The sequence below is a fragment of the Fodinibius sp. genome, assembly GCF_034521915.1.
In the GTDB taxonomy this organism is placed as follows: Bacteria; Bacteroidota; Rhodothermia; order Balneolales; family Balneolaceae; genus Fodinibius.
In genome coordinates, this window is the sequence record NZ_JAXHLU010000001.1 from 43,801 (window position 1) to 69,281 (window position 25,481).

Here is a 25,481-nt window from a genome sequence, read left to right on the forward strand (position 1 = left end):
GCTTCGCCTACTATGTTAAAACGAGTCATCGATTTTAGTCTAAAACAGAAATTTGTAGCCCTGGCTCTGGTCTTGCTGATGGCCGTCGGGGGTATCTTTTCATTATCAAATATACCGATCAACTCTCAACCCGATGTTACACCGGTTCAAGTACTGATCATTACCAAGGCCGGGCAATACTCTCCCTATGACGTGGAGCGGCTGGTAAGCTATCCCATAGAAACCTCCATGAATGGGATTCCAAATGTTAAAGAAGTTCGCTCTATTTCCCAGTTCGGATTATCTGCAGTAACCGTATTATTTGAAGAGGGAACCGATATTTATTTTGCCCGTCAGCAAGTAAGCCAACGCGTACAAAGTATTGCGGGCGAACTCCCTGAAGGCGTATCTACACCCAATTTAGGCCCTATTTCTACGGCTATGGGCGAAATTGTACAGTATGAGGTTAAAGGCAAAAACCATACGCTTACGGAACTCCGAACGATTCAGGACTGGCTAATTGCTCCCCAATTAAAAACAGTAGATGGTGTAACTGAAATTAACTCGTTTGGGGGATTTGTCAAGCAGTACGATGTGTCAGTAGATCCTGATCAACTCAGGAATTTTGGTATTGGTTTAAAGGATGTTACCGAAGCTATTAAAAACAATAATAGCGTATCAGGAGGTAACTTTCTTGAGCACAATCGTGAACAGTATATCATACGCGGATTTGGACAAATTTCCAATGCTGACAACATCGAAAATATTATTGTTAAACGATCAGAAGATCGCCCAATCTATGTCAAGGATATCGCGGATGTAACCATAGGCAAACAACTGCGACAGGGTGCGGTAACGCGGGATGGTGAAGGAGAGATTGTAACCGGTATAGTGATGATGCTTCGCGGCGGAAATGGTCGTAAAGTGATCGAGGATATGGACCAAAAAATTAATGAGGTCAATAAAAGTTTACCCGAAGGAGTTACGATCGAAAAATTTTATGACCAATCTGATCTCGTTGATCGTACGACCGATACTATTGTAACCAACCTCGTAGAAGGCGGCTTTTTTGTGATCGCCGTATTGCTGCTATTGCTCGGTGAAATTACCGGCGCCCTCATCGTTGCGGCCGTAATACCGCTGTCCATGCTCTTTGCATTTATTGGGATGGATCAGTTGGGGCTTGCCGCCAACCTCATGAGTTTGGGAGCCATTGACTTTGGTATGGTCGTCGACGGATCGGTGGTAATGGTTGAGAATATTGTAGAGAAACTGAACAGTGATAAATCCAAGAAGTCGAAACTGCGAATCATCCGTGAGGCTGCCCATGAGGTGGCCCGCCCTATTTTCTTTGGGGTTTTAATCATCCTGATGGTATATGTACCGGTGATGACCTTTTCCGGCATGGAAGGTATTCTCTTTCGGCCCATGGCTATAACAGTTGGTGCTGCGGTATTGGGATCACTCATTTTAGCCTTGGTTTATGTTCCCGCCATTTCAGCCATCGTATTCCGTAATGGGGTAAAAACACGCAAAAATTATGTCATTAACTGGTTAAAGCCACGCTACGAAAAATTTCTCAAGCAAAGCTTGAATAAAAAGGGCATTATTGTCGGTTCGGCTGTTGCAATATTTGGTATCTCTATCGCTATGATGCCCTTTCTCGGTACTCAGTTTCTGCCGGAGTTAGATGAGGGATCTATCCTGATCGAACAAATACGCATGCCTTCGGTTACCCTCGATGAATCCGTAGAAAACGCCAATTGGCTGGCAGGTAAACTCACAAAAAATATTCCTGAAATTAAAACAGTCGTACCCAAGACGGGACGCTCAGACCTTGCCAATGATTGGATGGGTATTCACCAAACGGATGTTTGGGTCATGCTGCATCCTCGTGATCAGTGGCGTGATGGCATCAACAAACAGGATATTATTGAGAATATACGACCCTACCTGGAAACTGAACCGGGTCTGTCATATAACTTTACCCAGCCTATCGCCATGCGTGTAGATGAGTTAACCAGTGGAGTCAAATCTGATATTGCGGTAAAAATATTCGGGGAAAAACTTGATACGCTCAATGCCTTGGGACAAGAAATATCAGGACTACTCAGCGAACTCGAGGGCACCGACAACTTTATTATGGAACAGAGTAGCGGACAGCCCTATTACAATATTAAAATCGATCGCGAAGCCGTAGCCACTTATGGTCTCAATGTAAATGATGTTCAAAGTGTGATTGAGACAGGGATTGGAGGTAGCACAGCCGGTCAAATTTTTGAAGGGCAGCGCCGCTTTGATATACGAGTGCGTCTCCCGGAAAACCTGAGAAAGGATTTTCAGGACATCATGGATGTGCCGCTTCAACTGCCCAATGGCGGGTACATCCCGCTTAAAGAAGTCGCCAATATTAATGCCGAAGAAGGGCCACGGCAAATTTCTCGAGAAAACGGATGGCGTCGAGCCATACTGGGGATAAATATTAAAGACATCGACATCGGTACCTATGTATCCAATTTACAAGAAGCTATAAACCAGGAAATTGATATTCCGGCAGGGTATTTTCTGCAATATGGTGGAACGTTTGAAAACCAACAACGAGCCATGAATCATCTCTATATCGTTGTGCCCATATCGCTGCTCATTATCATTGGTTTGCTTTATATGATGTTCGGCAAGTTCCGTTTTACTATGCTCATTTTCTTGAATCTGCCGATGGCACTATCCGGGGGGATCTTTATTCTATGGATGCGTGGACTTTACCTATCCGTATCAGCCAGTATTGGTTTTGTAGCCCTATTTGGGGTGGCCGTACTCAACGGTATTGTACTGGTTGCACATCTTAACGACCTGCGTAAAGACGGTATGGACCTTAAACAAGCCGTTATCAAAGGTGCCAGCGACCGGCTGCGTCCCGTACTGATGACCGCCCTTGTGGCCAGCCTCGGATTTATCCCTATGGCCTTCAATACCGGCCCCGGATCAGAAGTTCAGCGTCCGTTAGCCTCGGTCGTTGTTGGTGGACTTGTTACGGCAACGATGCTAACACTACTGGTTCTACCTACAATATATCACTGGATGGAAAAAGGAAAAGATTTAGTCGCAAAAGAAAAACCGTTTTAATCAAATACCGGAGTTATTATGGAAGCTGATTACCTGCACCTTATCGTTAACCATATTCCCATTTTTAGCGTGGGTTTCGGCCTGCTAATTTTAGGATGGGGATTAATCAAGAAAAATAATACAGTTCTACAAATTGCACTCACGCTCTTTTTAATTGGGGCTGTAAGTAGCTATGTAGCCATGGAAACCGGTGAAGCAGCCGAGGACATTGTCGAAGAACTCAATGTAGCCTCTCATGATGTAATTCATGAACACGAAGAAGCCGCAGAGATCGCCTTTTGGTTCACCATTTTAACTGGGGTCATAAGTGTCGTGGGATTTTTTGCCCTCTCCTATAATATCCGCTGGCAAAATACCCTCTTTGGGATACTGGCTATTTCAGCATTAATATCCTTGGGAACGCTGTTATACACCGCTTACCAGGGAGGCAAGATTTTTCATTCCAAGGATCAAACGAGCAGTGTTATCCAGCTACCTGCACAAAACTCGTATAACGATGTACCTGTGATCAATCATCTAACGTAACAAGTAGAATCAACATTTATCACAGTTACATTTCTATTCTTTCAATGGAGTGATAGGCTAATTCTATCTGCCTTATAAGAAATATATCTGAGTCCTTAATTGATATAAGCAGAATATAAAACTATATTGTGAGTGAACACTCACTTTAAGCAATAGAACTATATTGGTACGAATAACTTTTATCAGCCTGCTGGTATTTTTGGGATTTTCTGCCGTCACGCTTGCCCAGGAAAAACCGATCTCTTTAGCGGAAGCCATTGATCGTTCTTTGGAAAATGCTACCCATACGCGCATCGCCAAAGCAAATAAAGAAGCGGCCGAAGCAGGTAGCGGAATACTTTCTTCGGACTATATCCCAACCATAAACAGCAGCTTTTCATACACTCGCTCACAATATCCACAAATTGTAACTCCTATTCGTGCTCAAGGCGCTTTTCCTCCCCTCGATGATCAGCTTTATGAAGCCAATATACAGGCCAACTGGGAAATTTTTGATTTCGGTGAAAGTCGGGCAATGCGCCGAAAAGCAAAAGCACTGGCTGATGCGGCCAATATAAAATATGAGTTGGCCCGAATGGAGACCATTGAGTCAACGGCCTCGGCATATATTCAATTACACCAGCTTAAAGAATTAAAGAAGGTACAAGATGAACGCATTCAGACCCTCAAAAAAGACAAGGAACAATTAAAAGCTCTATATCGGGAGGGACGAATAGCAGAAGTGGATCTATTAAAAATTGATGATGCAATAGTGGAAGCAGAAACAGCTGTGATAACGACCGAAAATAATATTGACCAGTTGTTACAAGAACTATCTGATGACCTGGGACTTGAGCATCAATTGAATCCGGATGATATTGCCCCGCTGACCTTTAACGAAGAGGTTCTGTTTAATCCGGATCATGCCACAGTAGATAACGCTCCGAGTATTTCGGCGGCAAAAGAGCAAAAAAAGGCAGCAGATCTCGAAGCTCGTGCTTCGTACAGGGCTTTTTTACCCCAACTCAATCTTTTTGCAACTGAACTACTTAGAACAGGAAGTGAGTTCGAAATAGATGATCAATGGATGGTTGGTATACGTTTTAATATCCCGCTGTTTGCCGGCAAAAGAATTGTTAATAACCAGGTCAAAAAGAAAGAGGCAAAATCACAGCAAATCCAGCTGGAGCAAACGCGTCAACAATATCGTCAACAGCTAAATAAGCTGACCAATGCCCAATTTGAAACCCAGAAACGTATTCAATCAACAAAGACACGTACTAAGTATTTAGAGGAGACTTATCGTATTGAATCCAAATCGTACACACAGGGGCGCAGCACATTAACCGATTTGCTTACAACAGAGTCAAAATTAAACAGCGTACGTGCAGAACTAATCGCAATGCGTGCCCAACTCAGAATATTGAATCTCAACATTGCCGTATTAACAGGAGAATTAAATAAAGAAATAGCCATTAAATTGGCAGAAGGTAAGTCGTTATGAACATGAAAAAGAAAGATATTTTAACCGTTTTTATAATAGCATTTTTGGGAACAGCAGCTATATTATGGATTACTGCTGACACTTCATCTGCAGATCAGCAAGAGAATACTAATCAGGATGCTGCTGTAGCCGTTGAAATCACCAAACCGGTTGTCAAAACTATTGCCGATCACCTTCCCTACCTGGGAACGGTAGCTGGCACAAAAGACGGAAACCTTTCCTTTCGTATTGGTGGAACACTTAACCAAATATACGTTGAGGAAGGGGAAAACGTACAACAGGGGCAGCTTTTGGCAACAGTAGCTGTACCCGAACTGGATGCTCAGCTAAGACGGGCGCAAAGTGAGCTTAACAAAGCTAAATCCTCAAAAGCTTTCTGGGAACGGGAAGTCTCTACAGACAGCACGCTTTATAAAGATGGAGCCATCTCACAAACAGTATTTAACAAAACGGCCTTTAACTACGAGCAAGCATTGAGCAGTTTCCACGCCGCAAAGGCCGCCCTAGAGGAGGTCCGAGAACGAAAAAAACAAACACAGCTACATGCACCCGCAAAAGGGACGATCGGGTCAATTATGATTCGTGAAGGCAGCAATGTTGGGCCCAATCAGCCGGTCTTCTTTTTTCACCAAGGCGAACCGACTGTGTATGCAGATGTATTGGCTCAGGATATTCAGAAAGGAATTAAGGTAGGTAGTTCAGTAACAGCAAAACTTAGCGATAGTACAATAACGGGGACCGTAGAGCGAATGGATGCCCGGGCCAAACCGCCTTTTCGAAGCGTCCGAGTATTTACCTCTTTCCCTGACAACGCTTTTGAGGGGCGTCGCTCAGGGACAGGTGTTACCCTTACTTTTGAGGTTAACAAACAAGAGGATGCCCTGTTAGTTCCTCTCTCTTCGGTCGATTTAAGAGGCGATCAACCGCGCCTTTTCAAAATCACCAATCAAATGACGGTCGAAGCCATACCGGTAACACTGGGTATTCAAGATGGTGAACTACGTCAGGCTGAAGGCGAGATTTCCCATAACGATAAAATTGTCAGTTCCGGAGTTAATAATGTTGATCCCGGCGACCGTGTAGAAATCATCCGAGAAATAACATTGAATAATTAATTATTTAAGATTAGCAACATTATGAACTGGGCAGGATTCTCAATAAAAAACAGGTACACCATTTATGCGCTGATGCTCGCGATCCTAATATTTGGCGCACAATCTTATTATACGCTTCCAATATCACTTTTCCCTGATACTACTGCCCCTATTGTTACCGTCATCACTCAGTACCCGGGTGCTACTGCAGTAGATGTAGCCGATAAGGTCTCCGAAGATTTAGAGGAGGAAATAGCGGCCCTTGACGGCATTGCAGAAGTAACATCCAGCTCACAAGACGGCCTTTCCGTAATAACGGCTGAGTTTCATTATGATGTTAGTGTGGATTTAGCTGCGGTTGATGTTCAAAATGCCGTCAGCCGTATTCGCGGCAGCCTGCCCGAATCTATCGCTGAGCCGCGCGTCTTAAAAATGGATTCCAGCGACAAACCTGTAATTACCCTTGGGGTAAGTTCCGCCGAGAGTGGCTTAAAAGAGGTGCGTGAAATTGCTGATGAACAGATCGCCCCTGCCCTTCAGCGTCTGCGCGGGGTTGCCGCAGTCGATATTTTTGGCGGATACCGCCGGCAGATTAATGTTTCGATAGATCGCGACCGCATGGCCGCTGCAAACATAACACTAAGCACAATCAGCCAGGCTATAAAAACAGCCAATATTTCAAAGCCGCTGGGTAGTATTGAAAATAAACGACGTGAAGTGCTGCTGCGCTTTGATGAACCATTAATCAATGCCGAACAAATCAAGGGTATTCCTATAAAAAATGAGAATAATCAGCGCTTGCTCGTAGGCGATATTGCTGAAGTAGAAGACGGAGTAGCTGATCCCAAGAGTGCATTCATAGCAAACGGGACTGAAGTGGTTGCTATACAGGTCTTAGAGCAAGATGAAGCAAACACGGTTGATGTAGTGGACCGCGTTAGAGCTAAACTACCTGATTTAAGGAAACAATACCCCGGCCTGACTTTTGAAGTTGCCAATGAACAAGCCTCTTTTACCAAACAGGTGACAACAAATATGGCTTCATCTACTGCATTGGCTCTTTTTCTGGCTTCGTTGATAATTTTCGGGTTTCTGGCAAGTATTCGCCGAGCCTTTATCGTAAGTATTGCCATGCCCATGAGTTTTATGCTTACATTTGCTTTAATGAAGCTCAGCGCCATGGAGCTGAATCTGGTAACACTTTCGGCTGTTATTCTAGCAGTCGGCTTAGTTGTTGACGGAGCCGTAGTGGTTATTGAGAATATCAGCCGCAATTATGAGGAAAAAGATTATTCAATTAAAGAAGCCGCTATAGAGGGTACATCGGAGGTATTTTTTGCTGTACTTGTGGGCGTTGCCACCACAATTATAGTACTCATTCCCTTTCAATTTATTACTGGTTTCGTGGGAAAGGTTTTCGGTCCGCTTTCACTCACTATGATGTTTGCTTTCGGAGCATCTCTCCTGATGTCGGTCACTCTTATCCCATTATTATTCTTCTTATTTGAGCGAAACGAAACCAAACTTGATTTATGGATTAAAAAAATTATTAATCCTTTTACACGTGGAATGGATAAGTTGCGTAACGGTTATCTTTTTTTACTGAATTGGTCGTTAAATCACCGCGCCATCCTTCTCACGGGCACCCTGTTTATCTTTATCGGAAGTTTAGCGCTGTTGGCTTCAAGAGGCATGGAGGTATTGCCCAAACTGGATTCCGGAACATTCTTCATCTCCGTTGAAGCAGAAGCGGGTAGCTCTTTTAAAAAAACAAAATCCATTGTCCGTGATATTGAAGACCTGCTCAATGAAGACTCAGATGTAATAAATTACACTTCCAAAATTGGATTTGAACCGGATGCCAAATTTTTTGGCGACGCCGGTGCCATGGGCGTTCAGCAGGCATTTATGGTCGTTGATTTAACTTCCCGAAAAGAAAGAGAACGTTCCATCTGGGATGTTATAGAGCAACTGAGAGAAAAAATAAGGCATATTCCTGGCATCCGTACGGCTGTACTCAAATCTATGGGCGGCACCGCAAAGAGCACCACAACTGCTCCCATTGATGTACGAATATCGGGGCCCGATCTCAATCAACTTAATAAACTGGCAAAAGATGTAGCTGACCGTGTACGCAAAGTCGATGGAGCTACTAATATCTATCGTCAGTGGACACTCGAACGTCCCGAAGTGCAATTTACCGTGGATCGACTGAACACCGCTTACTATGGGTTAACACCCGGTTATATCGCCCAGGAAACATTTGCGGCGGTAGACGGACTGCCCGTTACCCAGCTGGATGCCCCCGATGGGACTGATCCCAATATTGTAGTTCGATATGATTCTACGCAGCGAAAAGTCCTCGATGATGTGCTAAAAACCAAACTAAAAACTGGTTTACCGCTCTCATCGGTTGCAAAAACAGATGTGCAGCTTGCTCCCAATCTTATCACACGGGAGAATCTTATAAGAACAGCCGACGTGTTGGGATTTACTCACGATCGCCCTTTTAGTCATGTTATCGCTGATATTGAATCTACCATTTCAGAAATGCAAGTTCCGAAAGGATATGATTTAAAAGTAACCGGAGAAAACTCAGATCTTAAGGAAACCCGGTCACAAATGTTGACCGCGCTGCTTTCCGCTTTCATCGCTGTATATCTGCTAATGGTAGCTCAATTTAGCTCATTTATTCATCCTGTTACAGTCATGCTTGCAATACCGCTTGTAGTTGTTGGGGCTGCTCTCGGATTATTTATCACTGGAAAAGTAATCTCTATGCCGGTTTTAATAGGCTTCGTTCTGCTCATTGGTATTGCCGTCAACAATTCAGTCATTCTTATAGATTTTATTTTACATCAAATGGAAGGAAGCAGTCGTGACGAAATTGTCAAAAAATCGGTATCGGTTCGGTTTCGTCCTATTATGATGACCACCTTCTCAACGGTTCTGGGTATGCTACCCCTGGCCCTTGAACTGGCGCTTGGTGCCGAACGATTTTCACCCATGGCCATCGTTATTATAGGTGGACTCACAACTTCAAGCTTACTTACAATGGTGGTGGTTCCGGTCTTTTATACGGTCATGGATGATCTCACAAACAAACTGAGCTTGAAAACCTCCTGATGTATTTCTAAAAGAATTTATCCACATCCCATACCCTAGATCCCTAACAAGAACCAAATGTCTCCGGTTGATAGCCGGGGGCATTTCTTTTTTAAAACCGCACGTACAAGCACCAAGTAGAAAAAACTAAAATTTCCTAACTTTTCAGCATTCGCAAAACGGCTTGTACTGTTTCTTCAATCACTTGCTCGGGCTTTAGTGATATCATATTTCGCTGCGTAAATATAATACTTCGCTGAACCATCCCTATCAACCACGCGACAACAATAGTTGGATCTTCCAAACTTTGAAAGACGCCTTGTTCCTGTCCGTCTTGTAAGATATCAATAAATATATCCTTAGGCAGCGGCTTTGAGAGCATCTCTTTGGTAATGATTTCTTCGCGATGATTGGCAATCAAAAGATAGGAAAACTCTCGTTCGTGATTAAAAGCAAATTCAAAAATCGTCCGTACCAATATTTCAATCTGTTGCTCCGGGCTTTTTTCACTTGCTACCTTCTCCTTCAGAGTATTTCGAAATTGGGTAGCACAATTTAAAAATATTGTACGAGCAAGATCATTTTTACTCTTAAAATGGCGATAGATATTGCCCTCAGCCGTATCTGCCCCCTCGGCAATAGAACGAATGGAGGTCGCATCAATACCTTTGGATACGAAAAGTTCTAACGCTGTTTCTACAATTGCCTGTTTTTTTGTAACTGCCAATGGATCAAAATATTTATTTTATAAAATGCGAATATTCACTCACAATATACTGAATTTTTAACTGTTCTTGATTAAAATGGTGAAAAATTAATCTGCTGAAATTCGCCTTTTTAAACAGGAAAAAATCACTTTTAATCTTTAAAAGAATAACGGCATTTCGTATTTTAAGACAAATTACTCTTATTAAAACCACTTGCTGCAAAAGCTTAAACACATATCGTCAATAGTGCTCCTCCTTTTCTTTGGAGCATCGATGCTCCAAAGCATGTCACCGGTCGTGATATCAGAGATGAGTAATCATCACAGTGGAGAAAAAATGTCCTGCAGTATGGACGGCGATTGCAATGGAGCTTCGTGTTCGGTGGATGGCACAAAATCATGCAGTTGCAATCACGCTGCATCCACCAACGATTCTGACAACACGAAGCTTTGCGGCTGCGATCATCACGGAAATACCCCCATAGGAACGTACGCTCCATTTCAGATTAAAGCTCCGCTGGTTTCAGCTTTCGATGGTATTACCTTTTCCTCAACATCAATCTTGCTAAACGTAAATCAGCTTCACTTTTTTATCTTTACGGATGATGTTTTCCATCCGCCCCGCCTACGCGCATAATCACCTGATTTCTTCATCAACTTAAACAACCAATCTGCATCACAGCACGAGATTGCTATTCCTATAGCTGTATCAATTTTGTGATGCGGATGAACGAAACCATATCAGAATTATGCGTTTACAAAAACTATTTTCATTAGCCATAGGACTATTACTCCTTTTTGCCCTTACAACTTCTGCCGGGGCACAGAACACTATTTCCGGCACCATTTTGGACCAATCAAATAGTAAGCCATTGACCGGAGCACACGTACATTGGACCGAAGGTGATCTTACCACGATCACGAACGCCAACGGTGAATTCAGCTTTACCGCTGATGCCAACGAACTTAGGCTGCGTATCACATTTGTGGGCTACAAAAGTAAAACCGTTGAACTTACCGAAGACGATTTAGCAGATGGAGCTACAACCATCTATTTGCGAAAATCTACCGAGGCAATGAGCCCGGTTACCGTGCTTGCCCGAAAAGTATCGTATCAGCCCGACCAGTTTATGGATGCGATCTCGACCGTCAACCTTTCGCACGATGCCGGTCAATTCCTTAAAAATTCACCCAATATTTCAGGCATCCGTAAAGGAGGCGGCTTTGGCGTTGATCCTGTACTGCGCGGATTTAAAAAGAATCAGCTCATGGTTGAGATGGATGGCGTACTGCAATCGCAGGGAGCCTGTCCCAACCGCATGGATCCGCCTACAACCCATGTCCAGATGGAACATATTGAGGAGGTCGAAATTCTCAAGGGACCCTATGCCCTCAAGCACGGCCCCTCATTTGGCGGTATCATCAACTTCAAATCACAGCAGCCGGATTACTATCGCGATCCCGTTCTATCCAGCTACTTTACCGTAGGATATGAAAGCAACATTGATCGCCAGCGCTATGCCGGCGGCATCAAAAAAGAAGGCGGTCGATGGACAACCAACGTCTACGGGGCCTTTGCATCCACAGAAAATTATGAGGACGGTTCCGGAAACAGCGTCAACGCCGGCATGTCGAACGCTGAATATACGGTAGAAACATCGGTTCAGTTGAATGACGCAAACTCCCTTAAAGCGAAATTAAGCCAGAATTTTGCACGAGATGTTGAGTACCCCGCGCTGATGATGGATATGCGTGAGGACGACATCACTAATGCAACACTGACATACATCAATACCGATCTGGGCAACGGTCGCTTTGAGAGCTCTGTTTTTGGCTCGTACGTGGCTCACGTGATGGATAATCTGGATCGGCAGATGTCAAACATGACCGAGGCCGTTACTGATCTTTCTACCGAAACCTACGGTTATGATCTTTCTTATGTGCTCCCGGGGACATCCGGAAGCTGGACGTTCGGCACTGATGCTACGCTGCGCCAAATGGAGGGATTTCGTACTCGTGATTTTAACATGGGTCCCATGGCCGGACAAACAGTCACCGACAACGTTTGGCAGGGCGGCAAGCGCAATCGCTTCGGTGGCGTGGTCGAATATCAACCAAATATCACGGAATGGAATGTAGTGATTTCTTCGCGCTTCGATTATTACTACTCCAATGCCAGCGATCCCGATACCTATTTTGCACAAACGCTGGGCAGCCTCGACCAGGAACACCTTGGATGGAGTGCCAGCGCGGGATTCACCAAAGATCTGCATCCCAACTGGACAACAGGATTCTGGATTGGACGATCGGAACGGTATCCCGGCATGGATGAGCTCTTCGTCAACTACCTGGCTATCGGTATGGATCCCTATGAATACGTGGGCAATCCGCAGCTAAACTCCGAGGCTAATCACCAGGTAGATGCGATGCTTAATTATCAAAACGAAGTAATCAGCGTAGAAGGATCGCTGTTTTACAGCTATGTAACTGATTATATCAGCGCGACCGTTCGTCCTGATTTAAATCCCAAGCAGATGGGCGCACCCGGCGTAAAACAGTTTAAAAATGTGGATGAAGCGGCTTTATATGGCTTTGAGCTGACCTTCCAAAACAACGGGCGCAATAAGCTGGGATATAACCTCTCCACCGCTTACACTATCGGACGAAATGTAACCACCGACGAAGACCTGCCACAGATTCCCGCCTATGAGGCGAATCTAAAACTGGATTACAGCTTCCTAAATGGCAAGCTGATTCCTCAATTGCATCTCCGCGGAGTTGCCGAACAAACACGCGTGGCGGAATCATTTGACGAGCAGCCAACGGACGGATATCTGCTTACAAACCTTAAGCTTAGTTCTCAACTGGGACGTGGCATTCAGCTTTCGGCAGGCGTTAACAACCTGTTTGACGTGACATATCACGAGCACCTGAATAGAAGCTTACAGGGATCAACAATGCCTCTTAACGATCCCGGACGAAGCCTGTTTGTAGAGCTTAAATGGAATGGGATTTTATCCTCACTATAATACCACTAATACAATTATGAGGGGATACTTTGTCGGTATCCCCTTTTTTATTGATACTAATAAATAGCAACATTAAATATTGAGCGGTATGAATAGAAAAACTCTCACCACATTTATTCAATCGGCAAATGCAATCATTGCCACCATTTTTGGATTGATAACAATTTGGGTTGGCGGTACGACGCTGCTGGGATTCTCCGATCCCGGATACGTTATCTTTTCACCCTTGTTAATATTTAACGCCGTAATGGGATTCGCCTATATCGCTGCCGGTTACCTGATATGGCGCAATCTACAGTCAGGCATTAAGGCAGCTAAAATTGTTTTCTTAGTGAACCTGTCGGTACTGTTCCTCATTGCAATCGCCTATTGGCTGGAAGCATCCATTGCCATAGAAAGCTTAAAAGCGATGTCATTCCGGACAGGTATTTGGCTGATTATTTATGCGGGTCTGTCAGGTATTAAAATCAGCGACAAAGCAAAAACTAATTACTAATCATCCGTTGGTATTTCCCAATCTTATTTGTTCTTATTATCCATAGAAAACAGTAGCCCATTAGACTTTACTTTTGTGATGTTCTACCAAGGTATCACGCTGATCTTTCAGCTTTCCAGACAATCCAATTTTATAGATATGGGGATTTTCAAACCGTTTGAATTCACCTGGCAGCCTGCTTAATTGTTTACGACTGAACTCCGTAATTTCTTGCACTGATCGTGATTCCGTTAAGCGTTCACCATCCTCAACCACCTTCTCCAAAAGAGGTTCTTTTTGGAATTCAGACAAATTCCTTGTCTTTTTAGGATCTGTGGGATGATACATCATATCAATGTCTGATTCACCATCTAACGCAACAACTTCACCGCCATAAAATGAGCCATCTTCATTAAACAGCCGATACACCTGCTTTTTTCCAGGCAGATTAATTTTACTAACTGTTTCTGAAAGCTTAAGACGCGGCTCACCATTGGCATACGACAATTTATAAACGCCATCAAGAGCAGAATCAGGTCGACCGGTAACCAAGCTCGTACCCACTCCAAACAGGTCGATAGGTGCATTTTGATTAATCAGACTTTTTATAACATGCTCATCAATCTGATTAGAGGCCGCTATTTTCACATACTCCAATCCAGCCTCATCCAGCATCCTGCGCGACTCTTTGGCCAGCCAGGCAAGATCTCCGCTATCAAGGCGAATGCCCTTTAATTTTTCTCCCCGCTCTTCCATCTCCTTGGCCACTGTTATGGCGTTTGGCACTCCGCTTTTCAGGGTATCATAGGTATCAACAAGAAGCACACAGTCGTGGGGACGAATCTCAGCAAAATCGCGAAATGACTCTATCTCCTCATCATAACGCTGAACAAATGAGTGCGCCATTGTGCCCGATATCGGCATGTTATAATCGCGACCACTTCGCACGTTACTAGTGGCATCAAATCCACCAATAACAGCAGCACGACTGGCCGAATAACCACCGAGCCCGGGAGCGCGCCGCAATCCAAAATCTACCAGTTGACGATCACCGGCTGAAAGTCTCATCCTGCTAGCTTTCGTAGCAATTAAAGACTGATAATTAAGCGTATTTAGGATAAGGGTCTCAAGCAGCTGAGCTTCAATGATAGATGCTTCAACACTAATTACCGGCCGGTTTGGAAATATGACATCGCCCTCTTTGCAAGCATAAATATTCCCGTTGAAGCGAAAGTCTTCCAGATAATCTAGAAACTCCTGATCCATCCCTTCATCTTCCAACAATTCCAGATCTTTTTCATCAAAACGGAGATTTTCTACGACTTCGAGCAGATCTTCAAGACCAGCAAAAACAGCGTAACCGCCATCAAATGGTAGCTTCCGGAAAAAATAATCAAAAATAGCTGTTTCGTCTTTCAGGCCTTTGTGAAAATAAACCTGAGACATCGTTATCTGGTACTGATCAGTATAGGTTGCTGTGTAATCAAACATAATAAGAAACGTTTTTAGTAAAGAGTATCACGATATTTAGTTTTCCGGATAGTTACTTTTCATAGCAAGCACTTTGTCTAGAAGTTCTTTTTGAACATCAAGATCATACTTATCCGAGAGGTGTTGCAGCATCTCTTCTTTATCAGCTGATAACATCTCATCCTTTTTCAAAAACTCTAACAAATCTTCCGTAACCGCCCACTGATAGATCAGCCACTTCCACTCCGTCTGATATGCCCCCACAAAATCGGCGCTAAGAGAGGTATTCTCCTTCTCATGCAACACAGCTGTTTTAACCGTTGCAACTCCCTTTGTTTTAATATGATCAACGGCGACCTTTAAGGTCTTTCCAGAATCATTAACATCATCTACGACAAGAACATTTTTTCCTTTGAGATCAATATCTATGGGATCGGTAATTTCGACTTCTTCTTTTGCCTTGCCTCCTGGCGTATAATGACGGATCTGTATTGCAGTAAGCGTCTTAATATTCAAAAAGTCACACACCAATCGTGCTGGCGGAAAACCTCCGCGAGCAATCCCAACTATAGCATCAACATTCAAGGTAGACTCAGTTATTTTTTTGGATACCTTATAAGCCATCTCATAAACTTCAGCTAAACCAACGATACGGGCTGTAAAATCTTTTTTCATGTTCCCTCCTCTTTTAAATATGTCTTATCGGATATCGACCATAAACAATTTAAGCTATCAAACTCTTTTTTAATAACTTTATACAAAATAGATTTTAAATAAGATGACCTCTTAAAAATCATCTTTCCTATTTGTCCCTAAAATAAAAAAGGACATCCGCAAGGATGCCCTTCAAAAAATAATAGATTTTAAATAACTGGCTTACAGTTATTCTCGAACTTTTAATATACCTTTCATTCCAGCTGAATAGTGTCCCGGGAATGAGCAGATATACTGATAATCCCCCGTTTCTTCAGGTACGGTAAATGTCACTTCAACCGTTTCTCCGCCGCCGGCCAGACCAGTAGCTGCAATTATTTCATCCTCATATTCCGGTGCGATATAATCGTTGTCTCGCGCCCTCATGGAAGCCTGAGCAACCTCATCTACATCAGCATCCTTATCAATAACTACTACGTTATGTGCCATTGCCTGTTTCGGGATCTGACTTTTAGTAGTAAGCTTTATAGTGATTTCTTCACCGGGCGTAGCCTCGATCGTAGTAACGCTAAACTTCATATTATCCATCCCCACCATCTCGATGGTTCGCTGTGCCATTGCAGAAGACACAACACCGGTAAAAATGAGTGCAATTATTAGTGTAATTTTAGTTAGTGATTTCATAGTAAGTAACCTCTTTTTGTTTATTGATATGTATTTATTGATTTAAAAATATTTCTGTTTCTTCCTTCAATTTCGTTAATGCTGCTTTGGGCATACCTTCATCGGGATAATCCTCAGCAGCATCGAGAGATCCTGCTATTATTCGTCCCACATGACCTATTTTTTCGTGAGGAAGGCAAAAATAATCGTACACGCCTTCTTCTGATATCGTTAATAACCACTCGTCGCCTTGTTCCATAAGCCCCGAATCAAAAGGTTTCGCTGACAGCGGAATTCGCTTCGGTCTCCGGTTTTCGGGATGGTACGCCGTTACCGTATGCAATCCTTCGCGTACTAAAAATTGTATCACATCGCCGGGATTGACTGCCACGACCACCGGATCAAACCGCGCATCACCATCAGTGCCTTTGACTTCTACGGTGACCGTATCAGCCTGAGATACATCAACGGCGATGGTATCTTTCCATCCAATAATTGTTACAAAAGTTATTAGTAATATTACTACTGAAAATTTCATCATTTGTTCAGTCCAGCCATTATCGACTCAATTGTTGCCTCAGCCTTATTCATAGGCTGATTCAATCCCTCAACCCGATGAGCAATTCTACCTTCTTCATCCAAAACGGTAACCAAATTGGAATGGGCAAAATGTCCATCGCTTTTCTTTGAATACTGCACGCCCAGCATCATAGCCAGTGTTCGCACGTCAGCATCATCCGCAGTTATAAAGTGCCAACCGGGAATATCCAGCTGCTCATATTTTGCATAATTGTTCAACACCTCAGGCGTATCATTTTCGGTGTCAAAACTGACGGCTAACACGTTCACATCCTCTCGCAAAGATTCATCCACCCCGCTGTATAAACGCCAGGCGTCCTGTATCAGAATGGGACAAACGTCGGTACAATTTCCATAGAACATCACCACAATCACCGGAGTACCCCTGAAATCTGCCAAAGATACCGTCTCACCACGATGATCCGTCCACTTTGCCTCCAGGTGATACAGTGAATGCTCCGAATCCACTTCCTTAGCATTCAGAGTATTATCAGCACCATGATTGTGCTGTGCTGACAAGCTCGTTGCTGTAAGCAAAAAAATCAGTATGAGGTAAAATTTCTTCATCACAAGCTCGCTTTTTGATCTTCAATCGTTTCTACATCGTAAGCACAGCGAAATCCCACGGTGCTGTTGGTGCTTTTTGGACTAAAACTCATGCGCGTTATATACCGTATAGAGGCCGCATAACTGTAAGCATTGCCCAGTTTTTGCATGCGTCCAACCGTGCCACAATCCAAAGAAAGGTCATTGGCAATAACCGGTTTAAAATCTTCGACCCATTCCATAATCAATCCAAACTGATCTTTAACGCCATGCCGATTTTCAATTCCGGTAGAACCCACGGCTCCGATATTTTCATTATCAAACGTTGAGTACCAGCTCATTAAACTGTTGGCAAACTCCCGGGCCTCATCAAGTGAATCAAAATCCATAAGCTGCGCCGAGTACTCCCATTCATTAAGAGTTGGCAGGCGTCCACCCACCGACTGGCAATACGCATTGGCCGCATACCATGAAACATTTGTTACCGGTTGATCCGGATTTACAACTTCATCAGAATTGGTATTCTCCCAGCTTTTCAGATATCCTTTGTATGCAAAAATACTCGGGACATTTCCGGGTTGCCAATTCTCATGATCTTGTAAAAATTTACTGTACTGTTTATTCGTTACAGCCGTCTTATCGAGATAAAAAGAATCAACTTCTACAGGTTCTCCCTTTACTTCGGGCATTACAGAATGAAATGATCCCGACGAAACCAGCACCTGGGCATCAGCCACACTGGACAGGCTCAGCATCATCACTGTCAGTATAGTCAGCGTGATTTTTACAGGTGCTATGTTCGTCAGGATATTCATTTCAATTAATTAAGTAGACGTTTATTAATTTATGGATTTACTTCTCACGTGGTCCAGCTTTCAATGTACCCGTTGCGCCTTTTTCAGCATCAGCAAATTCGTGATCAATCAGAATGTACTTGCCTTCTTCAGGCACGATCATATCTATTGTCGCTGAACTTGAGGCACCAAGTAGCACCGTCTGCATGCCGCGCATTTCATTAAAGGGGTGACCTTCTAACCAGACGCGATCAAAAATACCGCCGATAACGTGGAAGCTTGACGTTCCGCTTGGGCCGTTGTTGGATACGTGGAAGCGTACGCGATCACCGGCATTTGCTTTCAGCGGTTGGTCGTGCAAAATCGTCTGGTGTCCATTGAATACGACGTGCGAAGGATTTCGATTTTGAGCTGCTTCATAATCGTACTGATAAAGATCACCGGATCCTTTTTTCAGGTAATATTCTGATTGTACGATTACATACTCCTTATCCACCTCGTATTCGGTATCATAACCCTCCTTCGGTGAAACAACGACTACGCCGTGCTGTCCCATGGCCGTGTGCATAAGTACGCTTGGCGTTCCGCAGTGATAGATGTATGATCCAGCATAATTGGCAACCCAATCAAACTTGATGGACTGACCCGGGGCAATCGTTCTCCACTTGTCATCTTTGGCAACGGTTCCCGCATGAAAATCCATTGAGTGCGGCATCGGCATCGTAGCTTCTTCAGCCTTCATGTAATTATTCTGGGCCACCTGCTGCATAAAAGGAGAACCTTCTTTTGTTGGCTCCGTGATGGTTACCTCTTCATCCGAACGATTCTTCATCGTAAACGTAATGCGGTCGCCCTCCCTGACGTGCAGTACCGGACCGGGAACGGTTCCACCAAATGTCCACGCCTCGTATTTTACGCCATCTGCCACCTCAATTTCCTGTGCAATAATATCGATGCGAACTTCGTGGGTCTTGTTCCCCTTATAATCGAGCGGCTCAAGGTTGGGAAGCAGACTTAAGTGATCTCCTACCACGGGAGGCCCGTCATAATCTTCAGTAAACACTTCCGCTTCGGGCATCCCAAAGGTCTTGCCATCCATCTCATACTCATCCGTTTGAGCATAGCTCAGGCTCGTAATCCCCGTTAGTAACAATCCTATTATAAGTGTAAAAGTAAGTTTTATTGATTTCATAGCAGTTAAATTTATTGCTGATTACTATTTAAGACAATTTTGTCTTTTATTGTTCTGGAACATTGTTATGCAACCACCATGCCAACATATGATTGAACTAAAGAAAATTCAAAATCTGTCCTCAGATGGGTCTTTTTTAGGAAAAGAATAATTTTTTAACGATGAACTTATGCACCGTTGCAATACTACAATTCCCCATTCCTGCACTGCTGCAATAGTGTAAATATTATTCCTTAAGCTTCATAACTTTCACCTTCCACTCCTTGGGCATCGTTTCGAGATATTCCCATTTGAAGGGTTCATCACTTTCGGCTTCCATCTGATAATAGAGTGGCTTGGGATCATGATCATTGATAAAGACAAATGCTTCTCCGGACTCGAGTTCATCAAAGGCATCGAACACCATATCATGTCGCTTTGCCGGGGGATGCGGACGTACATCAAACGAATTTATGATCGAAACATCTTCCAGGGCGGGATCGGTTTCTTCTTTTTTTGTCACATGTATTACATATTCACCCGGATGATCTTTTTTATATGTCCACGTGTATTCACCATCGAATTTCTTTTTGAATATTCTGCGGATTTCTTCCGGATCTTTTTCCGAGTTAATCTCCATCGTGTCTCCTTTTAGCATCATACCATACCGATGGAATACAGCATACTTCCAATCTTTACGATCGGCTTTGCGGAGATCCAACAAAGTAGAAATATCCTCAAATTCACGTCCTTGTGAGGGCTCAGTCCTTGTTACGCGGACTTTCCATTCCTGTCCGCCGCGCTGCAGGTATTCCCAACCGACCACATCACCATAAATTGATCGAAATTCGTAATACAGCGGCTTGGGATCGTGGTCGTTGATAAAGACAAAGCTGTCTCCCGCCGGTAGTTCTTTAAATAACTTCAGTAGTTTTTCGTGTCGTTTTATGGGGATTAACGAGCGTACATCAAGTTCTTGTTCTGTTTTCTGCATTATTTGATTAAATAATTTTGATGAGTATTAGAAACATCATGTCATGCTGAACTTGCTGTGTCCCGACTCTTCGGGGTTTCAGCATCTATTACACTTATCATTTTAGATCCTGAAATAAATTCAGGATGACACAGGAATAGAATTTACTTCTGTTGCTCTTCCAAAAATTCCTTCAGTACCAGAGCGTGATTATGATCTTCATCTTTTGCGGCATAAAGCAGCGTGACCAACTGTTCCCTCGAATTTTTTAGGAGATGATCAATTAAATCTCCCTTCTCAGTCAGCTCTGCTTTATACCGGTTAGCAAACTCCTCAAATTTATTCGGATCGTGATCAAACCACTTTCGCAGCTCGGTTGAGGGCGCTATTTCTTCGCACCACTTATCAAGTCGGGCCTCTTCTTTGGATACGCCCCGCGGCCACAGGCGGTCCACCAACACGCGATAACCATCATCTTCAGAATAATCTTCGTAGATACGTTTGGTTTTGAACATAATCGAAAAGAGATGGAGCCCACCTCAAAAGGTGGCCTCCATCTTATTTTTGTATTAATCTTTATACGTAAGCACACGCCCCCAGAGGCTCTTCGTACCCCAGATACCACGACGCAGCGTTTCGAGCTGCACGATCTGGCTGTTATCCACAAACATATTTACTTCGGGACCATAGTTTTTGATGTACCAGGCAAAAACCTCAGGATCGGCCGCTTCAAACATCAGCTTCTCCAAGCCGATTTCATTGATAAATTCAGCCGGCACGTCGGTTCGCCACGGATCAGCGTTTTCAGTTATTCCCTCCGACTCGATCATAATCATATAGGCTCCGGCATCCACAAAACGCTTGGCCTGCTTGACCGCATAACCGGTATCGAGCGTGCCTTCGGATTCGAGTTCGCCCTTGGCCGTATCACCGCCGGCGCCAAACTGGATACCGATTTCGGGCTTTGCTTTAAGTCCGGCTTCCTGCACCTTTTCAATAAGTCGCAGCCAATCATCGGTAGGCAGGGTAATAAATCCCGCAGAAAGCTCGATAATGTCAAATCCATAATCTTTGCAGGTCTCGATATACTTATCGACGGCCTCATTTCCCTGTGTAAGCACGTATTCCATAAATCCGCCGGTAGATACCAGCGCCTCGTGCTCGTGTGCAATATCGATAAGCTCGGTTACCGCTTCTCGCGGCATGATGGAGAACGATCCGCCGGAAAACTTGAGCGAGTCGACGTGTTCGCCCATAGTTTCCATAATATCCTTGAGATACCGCTTGCCCATTACATCGTAATAGGGACCGCGAATCTCGGTAATGCCTGTTTTTCGAGGTTTGGATTCCCGTTCGTTCTTGTTGAGAAAATCGAATGTTTTTTGTTCAGCCATAACAGCTACCTCTCTGTAATTTTACTTGGTGAGACACGGCACGCCGTGTCCTTACATGCAATTAAATTTAATAATAAATCGATATTCTTACTTTCAATTATTCAAGCAGTAATCCTTCGATCAATCTCCCTAAATCCCTCTTCTCCAAGAGGGATTTTTAAGACCCTTAATTAAAATATGAGCCGGTAATTTTTTCATGAGTTCCTCCTTAGAAAAGGAGGACAGGAGGATTGATCTCTTTTGTCAATTTTGGATAAATGCAATTTTTTACTGCTGTTTTTTAATGTTGCTTAATAAATTCATCAAATCCGAAACCGAGTATTCCTCAAAATGCTGAACCATATCTACAATCTGATTGCGTAATTCCTTTGTCGTATAGGGCTCAGCCAATCCCTCAAACTTCTGGATGATCGTCTCCCAGCTCATGGGACGCGTATGAAATCCCTCGTAATCACTCTTTTCAAGGGAATGGGTTTTTCCATTTTTGAGATGCACTTTAATCTTGGTCGGCATCTCATCGGGGAATCGGTCGCTGTATTCCTGTTTGGGTGAAACCTTTACTTTCTTCAGCAGTGCCTGAATGTCATCTGCTTCGATGCGGTCTTTCTCGTACTGCTCTGGCATCACCTGTCCGTCAAGTAGCGCAGCCGACACCATATATTGTAACGAGTGATCGGCTTCTTCTTTGGTTCGCACAATTGTTTTATCACCCTCTTCACCACCGCCGATAATGTGATAGGCCACATCAAAAATTTCGATCTCAATTTTGTCCACTTCATCTGCCGAAAATCCGTGCTTCTCTTTCAGCTCAATCATCCCTTCAATGGATGACTGCGAATGGATCTCTGCGTTATACTTTTTGATAATGGTATCAGTCACCCGCTCGAGATCTTCGCTTTGCCAATCGATTGAAAACTGGCCGGCAATGGAATCCATAAATCCTTTGTTACCTTCAAAAACAGCGGGCGGACCCGTAATGCCATATTTGGCAAGCATCGCCGCATGCGTCCCGCCAAATGCTGTATGTGGATAGGCCAATCCTTTCCAGTTCGAGAGTGCACCAGTTCGGGTCACGCGTAGTGCATTCAGTGCCGTTCCCGCGATGGAAATAGCGTTGGCTGTTTTCTCTTCATCCAATCCCAGTGCCTTGGAAACACCGGCCGCTACGGCGTAAGAACCCTGTGTAGTGTGATCGAAACCTTTATCGCGCACCGGGGCTTCATCACTCAATCTACACTGCACTTGATAAGCCACTGCCAATGCCGTCATAAAATCTTTGCCGCTAAGTTCTGTCGTTTCTCCAGCCGCCAGAATCGATCCAATATTATCGCTCGGATGACACGTTTCTCCCTTAGCCAAATAGCTATCGTTAAAATCCAAGTACCTAACCAAACCACTGTTATACAAGGCCGCACGGTCAGGCGTTGTCTTTCCACCCCCGATAAGCGTGCTCATTTCTGATCCACCAAAATCTTCAAGCATTTCTCTAATTGCTTCAACCGGCGGACCTTCAAAGGCTCCGATTGCAGTTCCCAGCGAATCCAAGAGCCTGATTTTTAACTGCTTTTTGGCCTCATCCGATAAATCGCTGTAAGAAGCATTTTTCACAAAAGTGGCCAGTTTATGAACAAGCATAATACTGAAGTTTAAAGTTTGTGATTAAAATATAATAGATCCTACTTTAAATGATTTAATACTGTCTTATCTTCTATTGTACTTATTTATCATCAATTACCATTACATTCAACACTCATTATTGATCGGCCGGAATGTCATAAGTACAGGAATAATCCCCCTCGGCGATATAACTGGTCCGCTGCGCATTCTCGTTAAATAACTTCTTATAAAACATCTCCTCCAGCTTACAGGGCAGCCGTGTTTCTTTAATAACTTCACTAAAGGGACAATTACACTCTTTTACCGTCAGTGACTCATCACTTTCATCAAAGTTAAACTCTGGCATAAACCCCTCCTCTTCCAGCATCTGCATCAGTATCTCAACTTTTGATTCCAAATCCTTGGCCGAGGATTTCTTTATACGGCCTTGGGCTTCTTCCAGGCGTTGGTCCCAAAAATCCTCGAAAAATTCCTCAACCAGCTGCTCACTCCCTTTTGATTTAAGATAGTTAATAATATTGCGAATCAGCTTCGACTCAGAGGATGGAAACAGGCTATTCCCTTTGGAGGTCAGTTGATACTGCAAGCTGGGACGTCCGGGTCCCGATCGCACGTATTCTCTATCCACAAAACCATCCCGCTCGAGCTGTAGAAAATGCTCGCGGAGGGTCGTTTTCGCCAAATCAATCTCATCCACGGCTTCATCAATAGAAAGAGTACCCCTGCGTTTTATTAAATCGACAATCTCTTTTTTTGAGCCGGTAATCATGATGGATGGTTTTTTAAACTTTTAGATTTACGCGTGTTATTGTTGAGTTAACCCTTTGCTTTTATCTCTTCTTTTATACGCGGTAATAAGCTGCCCCTTCTCTATTTTAAACTGTTGATCCAACTGGGAAAACAGGATTTTAAAATTCTCGTTTTGGATTCGCAATGTTGAACACGCATTCCCGGGATTTTCAAACTTATTTCCTTTTTCCCGGATGGTCTTCATAAAATTACGCAGGCGATTTTGATCTTTTCCAATTACAGTAAATGATTTCTCTAATTTTTGGATCGTTCCATGGTTCAAATTGTTGTTACTATTATTTTTGAGGCGCTGGATTAGCGGGAAAAACTTTTCTCGCTCAAAGGTGTAATACATACCGAGCGCTTCTCTGAATTTTTCAAAGTGCCACTTCATCCTTTTAAGCCACGTATATTGATTTCCATGTATTTTAATAACGCGTGGAAAATTTTCCTCTAACTCCTCCAAAAGTGATCGGTTAGAACGTATAAATGAATCTTCCAGGTATCTCGTCCATTTTGTCAGTGAATCATCCTTCTCAGGAACAGAACCTGTATTATTTTTTGGAGTTTCTCCCTTAGTTGTTGAACTGTGTTTCTTTAACCACTGAAGTACCTCTACTTCACTCCATTTGCGCTGTTGGCAGACCGACCGAAGCGTTTCCTGCTCATGGTCAGAGGGTGACAACCCAATAGAAGAAAGTAGCTCACCCGCGTCATTATCTGAGCAAACTATCTCTGAAATAGTAGCTTCAGGGGTAAGTTGAGAAAGGAATTGATCGGAATTCATAACATTATGTATGTCAATTAAGTTTGTTTTCAATCCATTCCTAAGATATCAATCATTTTATGATAAATCAATAAAAAAGGTAAAAACCGTTTTTATAGTTGATATTAATTTCATGGACTCCTACCTTTGCATTGAAGCAATTAAAATCGAGTACGAGTTAGCAGATATGGCGTACGTTGTAACCGATCCCTGTATTCAATGTAAACACACCAACTGTGCGGCCGTTTGTCCCGTTGATGCGTTTCGGGAAGGACCCAACTTTTTGGTGATTGATCCCATTGAATGCATTGATTGTGATGCGTGCGTAGCCGAATGTCCCGAAGAAGCTATTTATCCGGACGACGAAGTGCCCATGGAATGGGAGGATTACATCGAATTAAACGAAAGACTCTCTGAAGAGTGGGCAGACCATGTGATCAACCAAGCCAAAGATGCCCTGCCCGATGTTGAACAATGGAGCGCAAAGCAAAACAAACGTGAACATCTTATTGAAAGCTGGGAAGAAAAACCCGTAGAATAGTTAAG

At 43.5% G+C, this 25,481-nt stretch carries 23 protein-coding genes; 9 read left to right on the top strand and 14 right to left on the bottom strand.

Going from position 1 to position 25,481, the window contains the following annotated elements; translation table 11 throughout:
• The first annotated feature begins 12 nt into the window (after positions 1-12).
• The 5 genes from U5J89_RS00210 to U5J89_RS00230 all read left to right on the top strand — a co-directional run bounded on the left by U5J89_RS00210 (position 13) and on the right by U5J89_RS00230 (position 9,330).
• The gene (locus U5J89_RS00210) at positions 13-3,102 is read left to right on the top strand and encodes a CusA/CzcA family heavy metal efflux RND transporter (protein WP_322573586.1); all 3,090 of its coding nucleotides are present in this window, start codon (positions 13-15) and stop codon (positions 3,100-3,102) included.
• 18 nt (positions 3,103-3,120) lie between these two features.
• Positions 3,121-3,627: a hypothetical protein gene (locus tag U5J89_RS00215; RefSeq protein ID WP_322573587.1), complete on the top strand. Its 507-nt coding sequence runs from the start codon at positions 3,121-3,123 to the stop codon at positions 3,625-3,627.
• A gap of 163 nt (positions 3,628-3,790) precedes the next feature.
• Complete coding sequence (locus U5J89_RS00220) at positions 3,791-5,110, top strand: TolC family protein (protein WP_322573588.1); 1,320 nt, start codon at positions 3,791-3,793, stop codon at positions 5,108-5,110.
• Between the two features lie 2 nt (positions 5,111-5,112).
• Positions 5,113-6,225: an efflux RND transporter periplasmic adaptor subunit gene (locus U5J89_RS00225; RefSeq protein ID WP_322573589.1), complete on the top strand. Its 1,113-nt coding sequence runs from the start codon at positions 5,113-5,115 to the stop codon at positions 6,223-6,225.
• Between the two features lie 21 nt (positions 6,226-6,246).
• Positions 6,247-9,330, top strand: a complete 3,084-nt coding sequence (locus U5J89_RS00230; RefSeq protein ID WP_322573590.1) for an efflux RND transporter permease subunit — start codon at positions 6,247-6,249, stop codon at positions 9,328-9,330.
• 136 nt (positions 9,331-9,466) lie between these two features.
• On the opposite strand, the gene U5J89_RS00235 is transcribed toward U5J89_RS00230, so the two are convergent.
• Positions 9,467-10,036: a TetR/AcrR family transcriptional regulator gene (locus U5J89_RS00235; RefSeq protein ID WP_322573591.1), complete on the bottom strand. Its 570-nt coding sequence runs from the start codon at positions 10,034-10,036 to the stop codon at positions 9,467-9,469.
• Between the two features lie 289 nt (positions 10,037-10,325).
• On the opposite strand from U5J89_RS00235, the gene U5J89_RS00240 reads away from it, so the two are divergent.
• The 3 genes from U5J89_RS00240 to U5J89_RS00250 all read left to right on the top strand — a co-directional run bounded on the left by U5J89_RS00240 (position 10,326) and on the right by U5J89_RS00250 (position 13,540).
• Positions 10,326-10,652 (top strand): hypothetical protein, encoded by a 327-nt coding sequence (locus U5J89_RS00240; RefSeq protein ID WP_322573592.1) that lies wholly within the window; start codon positions 10,326-10,328, stop codon positions 10,650-10,652.
• 112 nt (positions 10,653-10,764) lie between these two features.
• Complete coding sequence (locus U5J89_RS00245) at positions 10,765-13,044, top strand: TonB-dependent receptor (protein WP_322573593.1); 2,280 nt, start codon at positions 10,765-10,767, stop codon at positions 13,042-13,044.
• Between the two features lie 88 nt (positions 13,045-13,132).
• Positions 13,133-13,540: a hypothetical protein gene (locus tag U5J89_RS00250; protein ID WP_322573594.1), complete on the top strand. Its 408-nt coding sequence runs from the start codon at positions 13,133-13,135 to the stop codon at positions 13,538-13,540.
• Positions 13,541-13,600: 60 nt separating this feature from the next.
• Here the strand turns inward: U5J89_RS00250 and U5J89_RS00255 are convergent, their stop codons facing one another.
• The 13 genes from U5J89_RS00255 to U5J89_RS00315 all read right to left on the bottom strand — a co-directional run bounded on the left by U5J89_RS00255 (position 13,601) and on the right by U5J89_RS00315 (position 24,956).
• Positions 13,601-15,010, bottom strand: a complete 1,410-nt coding sequence (locus U5J89_RS00255) for a nicotinate phosphoribosyltransferase (RefSeq protein ID WP_322573595.1) — start codon at positions 15,008-15,010, stop codon at positions 13,601-13,603.
• A gap of 36 nt (positions 15,011-15,046) precedes the next feature.
• Positions 15,047-15,664 carry a phosphoribosyltransferase gene (locus tag U5J89_RS00260; protein WP_322573596.1) on the bottom strand — a complete coding sequence of 206 codons (618 nt, stop codon included), beginning with the start codon at positions 15,662-15,664 and terminating at the stop codon, positions 15,047-15,049.
• A gap of 207 nt (positions 15,665-15,871) precedes the next feature.
• Entirely contained in the window at positions 15,872-16,327 is a 456-nt protein-coding gene (locus U5J89_RS00265; protein WP_322573597.1) for a plastocyanin/azurin family copper-binding protein, read from the bottom strand.
• A gap of 34 nt (positions 16,328-16,361) precedes the next feature.
• A complete protein-coding gene (locus tag U5J89_RS00270; RefSeq protein ID WP_322573598.1) occupies positions 16,362-16,847 on the bottom strand; it encodes a plastocyanin/azurin family copper-binding protein in 486 nt (161 codons plus the stop codon).
• Positions 16,844-17,452 carry an SCO family protein gene (locus tag U5J89_RS00275; RefSeq protein WP_322573599.1) on the bottom strand — a complete coding sequence of 203 codons (609 nt, stop codon included), beginning with the start codon at positions 17,450-17,452 and terminating at the stop codon, positions 16,844-16,846. The genes U5J89_RS00270 and U5J89_RS00275 overlap by 4 nt, the downstream gene beginning before the upstream one ends.
• Positions 17,452-18,246 (bottom strand): formylglycine-generating enzyme family protein, encoded by a 795-nt coding sequence (locus tag U5J89_RS00280; RefSeq protein ID WP_322573600.1) that lies wholly within the window; start codon positions 18,244-18,246, stop codon positions 17,452-17,454. Before U5J89_RS00280 ends, U5J89_RS00275 begins: the two co-directional genes overlap by 1 nt.
• A 37-nt stretch (positions 18,247-18,283) precedes the next feature.
• The gene (locus U5J89_RS00285; RefSeq protein ID WP_322573601.1) at positions 18,284-19,417 is read right to left on the bottom strand and encodes a multicopper oxidase domain-containing protein; all 1,134 of its coding nucleotides are present in this window, start codon (positions 19,415-19,417) and stop codon (positions 18,284-18,286) included.
• A 226-nt stretch (positions 19,418-19,643) separates the two neighbouring features.
• The gene (locus U5J89_RS00290; RefSeq protein ID WP_322573602.1) at positions 19,644-20,390 is read right to left on the bottom strand and encodes a DUF2249 domain-containing protein; all 747 of its coding nucleotides are present in this window, start codon (positions 20,388-20,390) and stop codon (positions 19,644-19,646) included.
• A gap of 143 nt (positions 20,391-20,533) precedes the next feature.
• On the bottom strand, positions 20,534-20,884 hold the full coding sequence (locus U5J89_RS00295; protein ID WP_322573603.1) for a DUF488 domain-containing protein: 351 nt from the start codon (positions 20,882-20,884) through the stop codon (positions 20,534-20,536).
• Positions 20,885-20,938: 54 nt separating this feature from the next.
• On the bottom strand, positions 20,939-21,763 hold the full coding sequence (locus U5J89_RS00300) for a phosphosulfolactate synthase (RefSeq protein ID WP_322573604.1): 825 nt from the start codon (positions 21,761-21,763) through the stop codon (positions 20,939-20,941).
• A gap of 267 nt (positions 21,764-22,030) precedes the next feature.
• Positions 22,031-23,398 (bottom strand): MmgE/PrpD family protein, encoded by a 1,368-nt coding sequence (locus U5J89_RS00305; RefSeq protein ID WP_322573605.1) that lies wholly within the window; start codon positions 23,396-23,398, stop codon positions 22,031-22,033.
• A gap of 118 nt (positions 23,399-23,516) precedes the next feature.
• Positions 23,517-24,149 (bottom strand): helix-turn-helix transcriptional regulator, encoded by a 633-nt coding sequence (locus tag U5J89_RS00310; RefSeq protein ID WP_322573606.1) that lies wholly within the window; start codon positions 24,147-24,149, stop codon positions 23,517-23,519.
• 36 nt (positions 24,150-24,185) lie between these two features.
• Entirely contained in the window at positions 24,186-24,956 is a 771-nt protein-coding gene (locus tag U5J89_RS00315) for a hypothetical protein (protein WP_322573607.1), read from the bottom strand.
• A gap of 166 nt (positions 24,957-25,122) precedes the next feature.
• On the opposite strand from U5J89_RS00315, the gene U5J89_RS00320 reads away from it, so the two are divergent.
• Positions 25,123-25,476, top strand: a complete 354-nt coding sequence (locus tag U5J89_RS00320) for a DUF3470 domain-containing protein (RefSeq protein ID WP_322573608.1) — start codon at positions 25,123-25,125, stop codon at positions 25,474-25,476.
• Positions 25,477-25,481 lie beyond the last annotated feature (5 nt).

What these genes read in the sequence shown, in the direction of transcription:
- U5J89_RS00260 (WP_322573596.1), bottom strand. Translation starts at nt 15,664, where the DNA reads ATGAAAAAAGATTTTACAGCCCGTATCGTTGGTTTAGCTGAAGTTTAT.
- U5J89_RS00245 (WP_322573593.1), top strand. Translation starts at nt 10,765, where the DNA reads ATGCGTTTACAAAAACTATTTTCATTAGCCATAGGACTATTACTCCTT.
- U5J89_RS00225 (WP_322573589.1), top strand. Translation starts at nt 5,113, where the DNA reads ATGAAAAAGAAAGATATTTTAACCGTTTTTATAATAGCATTTTTGGGA.
- U5J89_RS00290 (WP_322573602.1), bottom strand. Translation starts at nt 20,390, where the DNA reads ATGCAGAAAACAGAACAAGAACTTGATGTACGCTCGTTAATCCCCATA.
- U5J89_RS00285 (WP_322573601.1), bottom strand. Translation starts at nt 19,417, where the DNA reads ATGAAATCAATAAAACTTACTTTTACACTTATAATAGGATTGTTACTA.
- U5J89_RS00230 (WP_322573590.1), top strand. Translation starts at nt 6,247, where the DNA reads ATGAACTGGGCAGGATTCTCAATAAAAAACAGGTACACCATTTATGCG.
- U5J89_RS00300 (WP_322573604.1), bottom strand. Translation starts at nt 21,763, where the DNA reads ATGGCTGAACAAAAAACATTCGATTTTCTCAACAAGAACGAACGGGAA.
- U5J89_RS00310 (WP_322573606.1), bottom strand. Translation starts at nt 24,149, where the DNA reads ATGATTACCGGCTCAAAAAAAGAGATTGTCGATTTAATAAAACGCAGG.
- U5J89_RS00280 (WP_322573600.1), bottom strand. Translation starts at nt 18,246, where the DNA reads ATGAATATCCTGACGAACATAGCACCTGTAAAAATCACGCTGACTATA.
- U5J89_RS00295 (WP_322573603.1), bottom strand. Translation starts at nt 20,884, where the DNA reads ATGTTCAAAACCAAACGTATCTACGAAGATTATTCTGAAGATGATGGT.
- U5J89_RS00215 (WP_322573587.1), top strand. Translation starts at nt 3,121, where the DNA reads ATGGAAGCTGATTACCTGCACCTTATCGTTAACCATATTCCCATTTTT.
- U5J89_RS00270 (WP_322573598.1), bottom strand. Translation starts at nt 16,847, where the DNA reads ATGATGAAATTTTCAGTAGTAATATTACTAATAACTTTTGTAACAATT.
- U5J89_RS00265 (WP_322573597.1), bottom strand. Translation starts at nt 16,327, where the DNA reads ATGAAATCACTAACTAAAATTACACTAATAATTGCACTCATTTTTACC.
- U5J89_RS00315 (WP_322573607.1), bottom strand. Translation starts at nt 24,956, where the DNA reads ATGAATTCCGATCAATTCCTTTCTCAACTTACCCCTGAAGCTACTATT.
- U5J89_RS00250 (WP_322573594.1), top strand. Translation starts at nt 13,133, where the DNA reads ATGAATAGAAAAACTCTCACCACATTTATTCAATCGGCAAATGCAATC.
- U5J89_RS00240 (WP_322573592.1), top strand. Translation starts at nt 10,326, where the DNA reads ATGAGTAATCATCACAGTGGAGAAAAAATGTCCTGCAGTATGGACGGC.
- U5J89_RS00305 (WP_322573605.1), bottom strand. Translation starts at nt 23,398, where the DNA reads ATGCTTGTTCATAAACTGGCCACTTTTGTGAAAAATGCTTCTTACAGC.
- U5J89_RS00320 (WP_322573608.1), top strand. Translation starts at nt 25,123, where the DNA reads ATGGCGTACGTTGTAACCGATCCCTGTATTCAATGTAAACACACCAAC.
- U5J89_RS00255 (WP_322573595.1), bottom strand. Translation starts at nt 15,010, where the DNA reads ATGTTTGATTACACAGCAACCTATACTGATCAGTACCAGATAACGATG.
- U5J89_RS00210 (WP_322573586.1), top strand. Translation starts at nt 13, where the DNA reads ATGTTAAAACGAGTCATCGATTTTAGTCTAAAACAGAAATTTGTAGCC.
- U5J89_RS00275 (WP_322573599.1), bottom strand. Translation starts at nt 17,452, where the DNA reads ATGAAGAAATTTTACCTCATACTGATTTTTTTGCTTACAGCAACGAGC.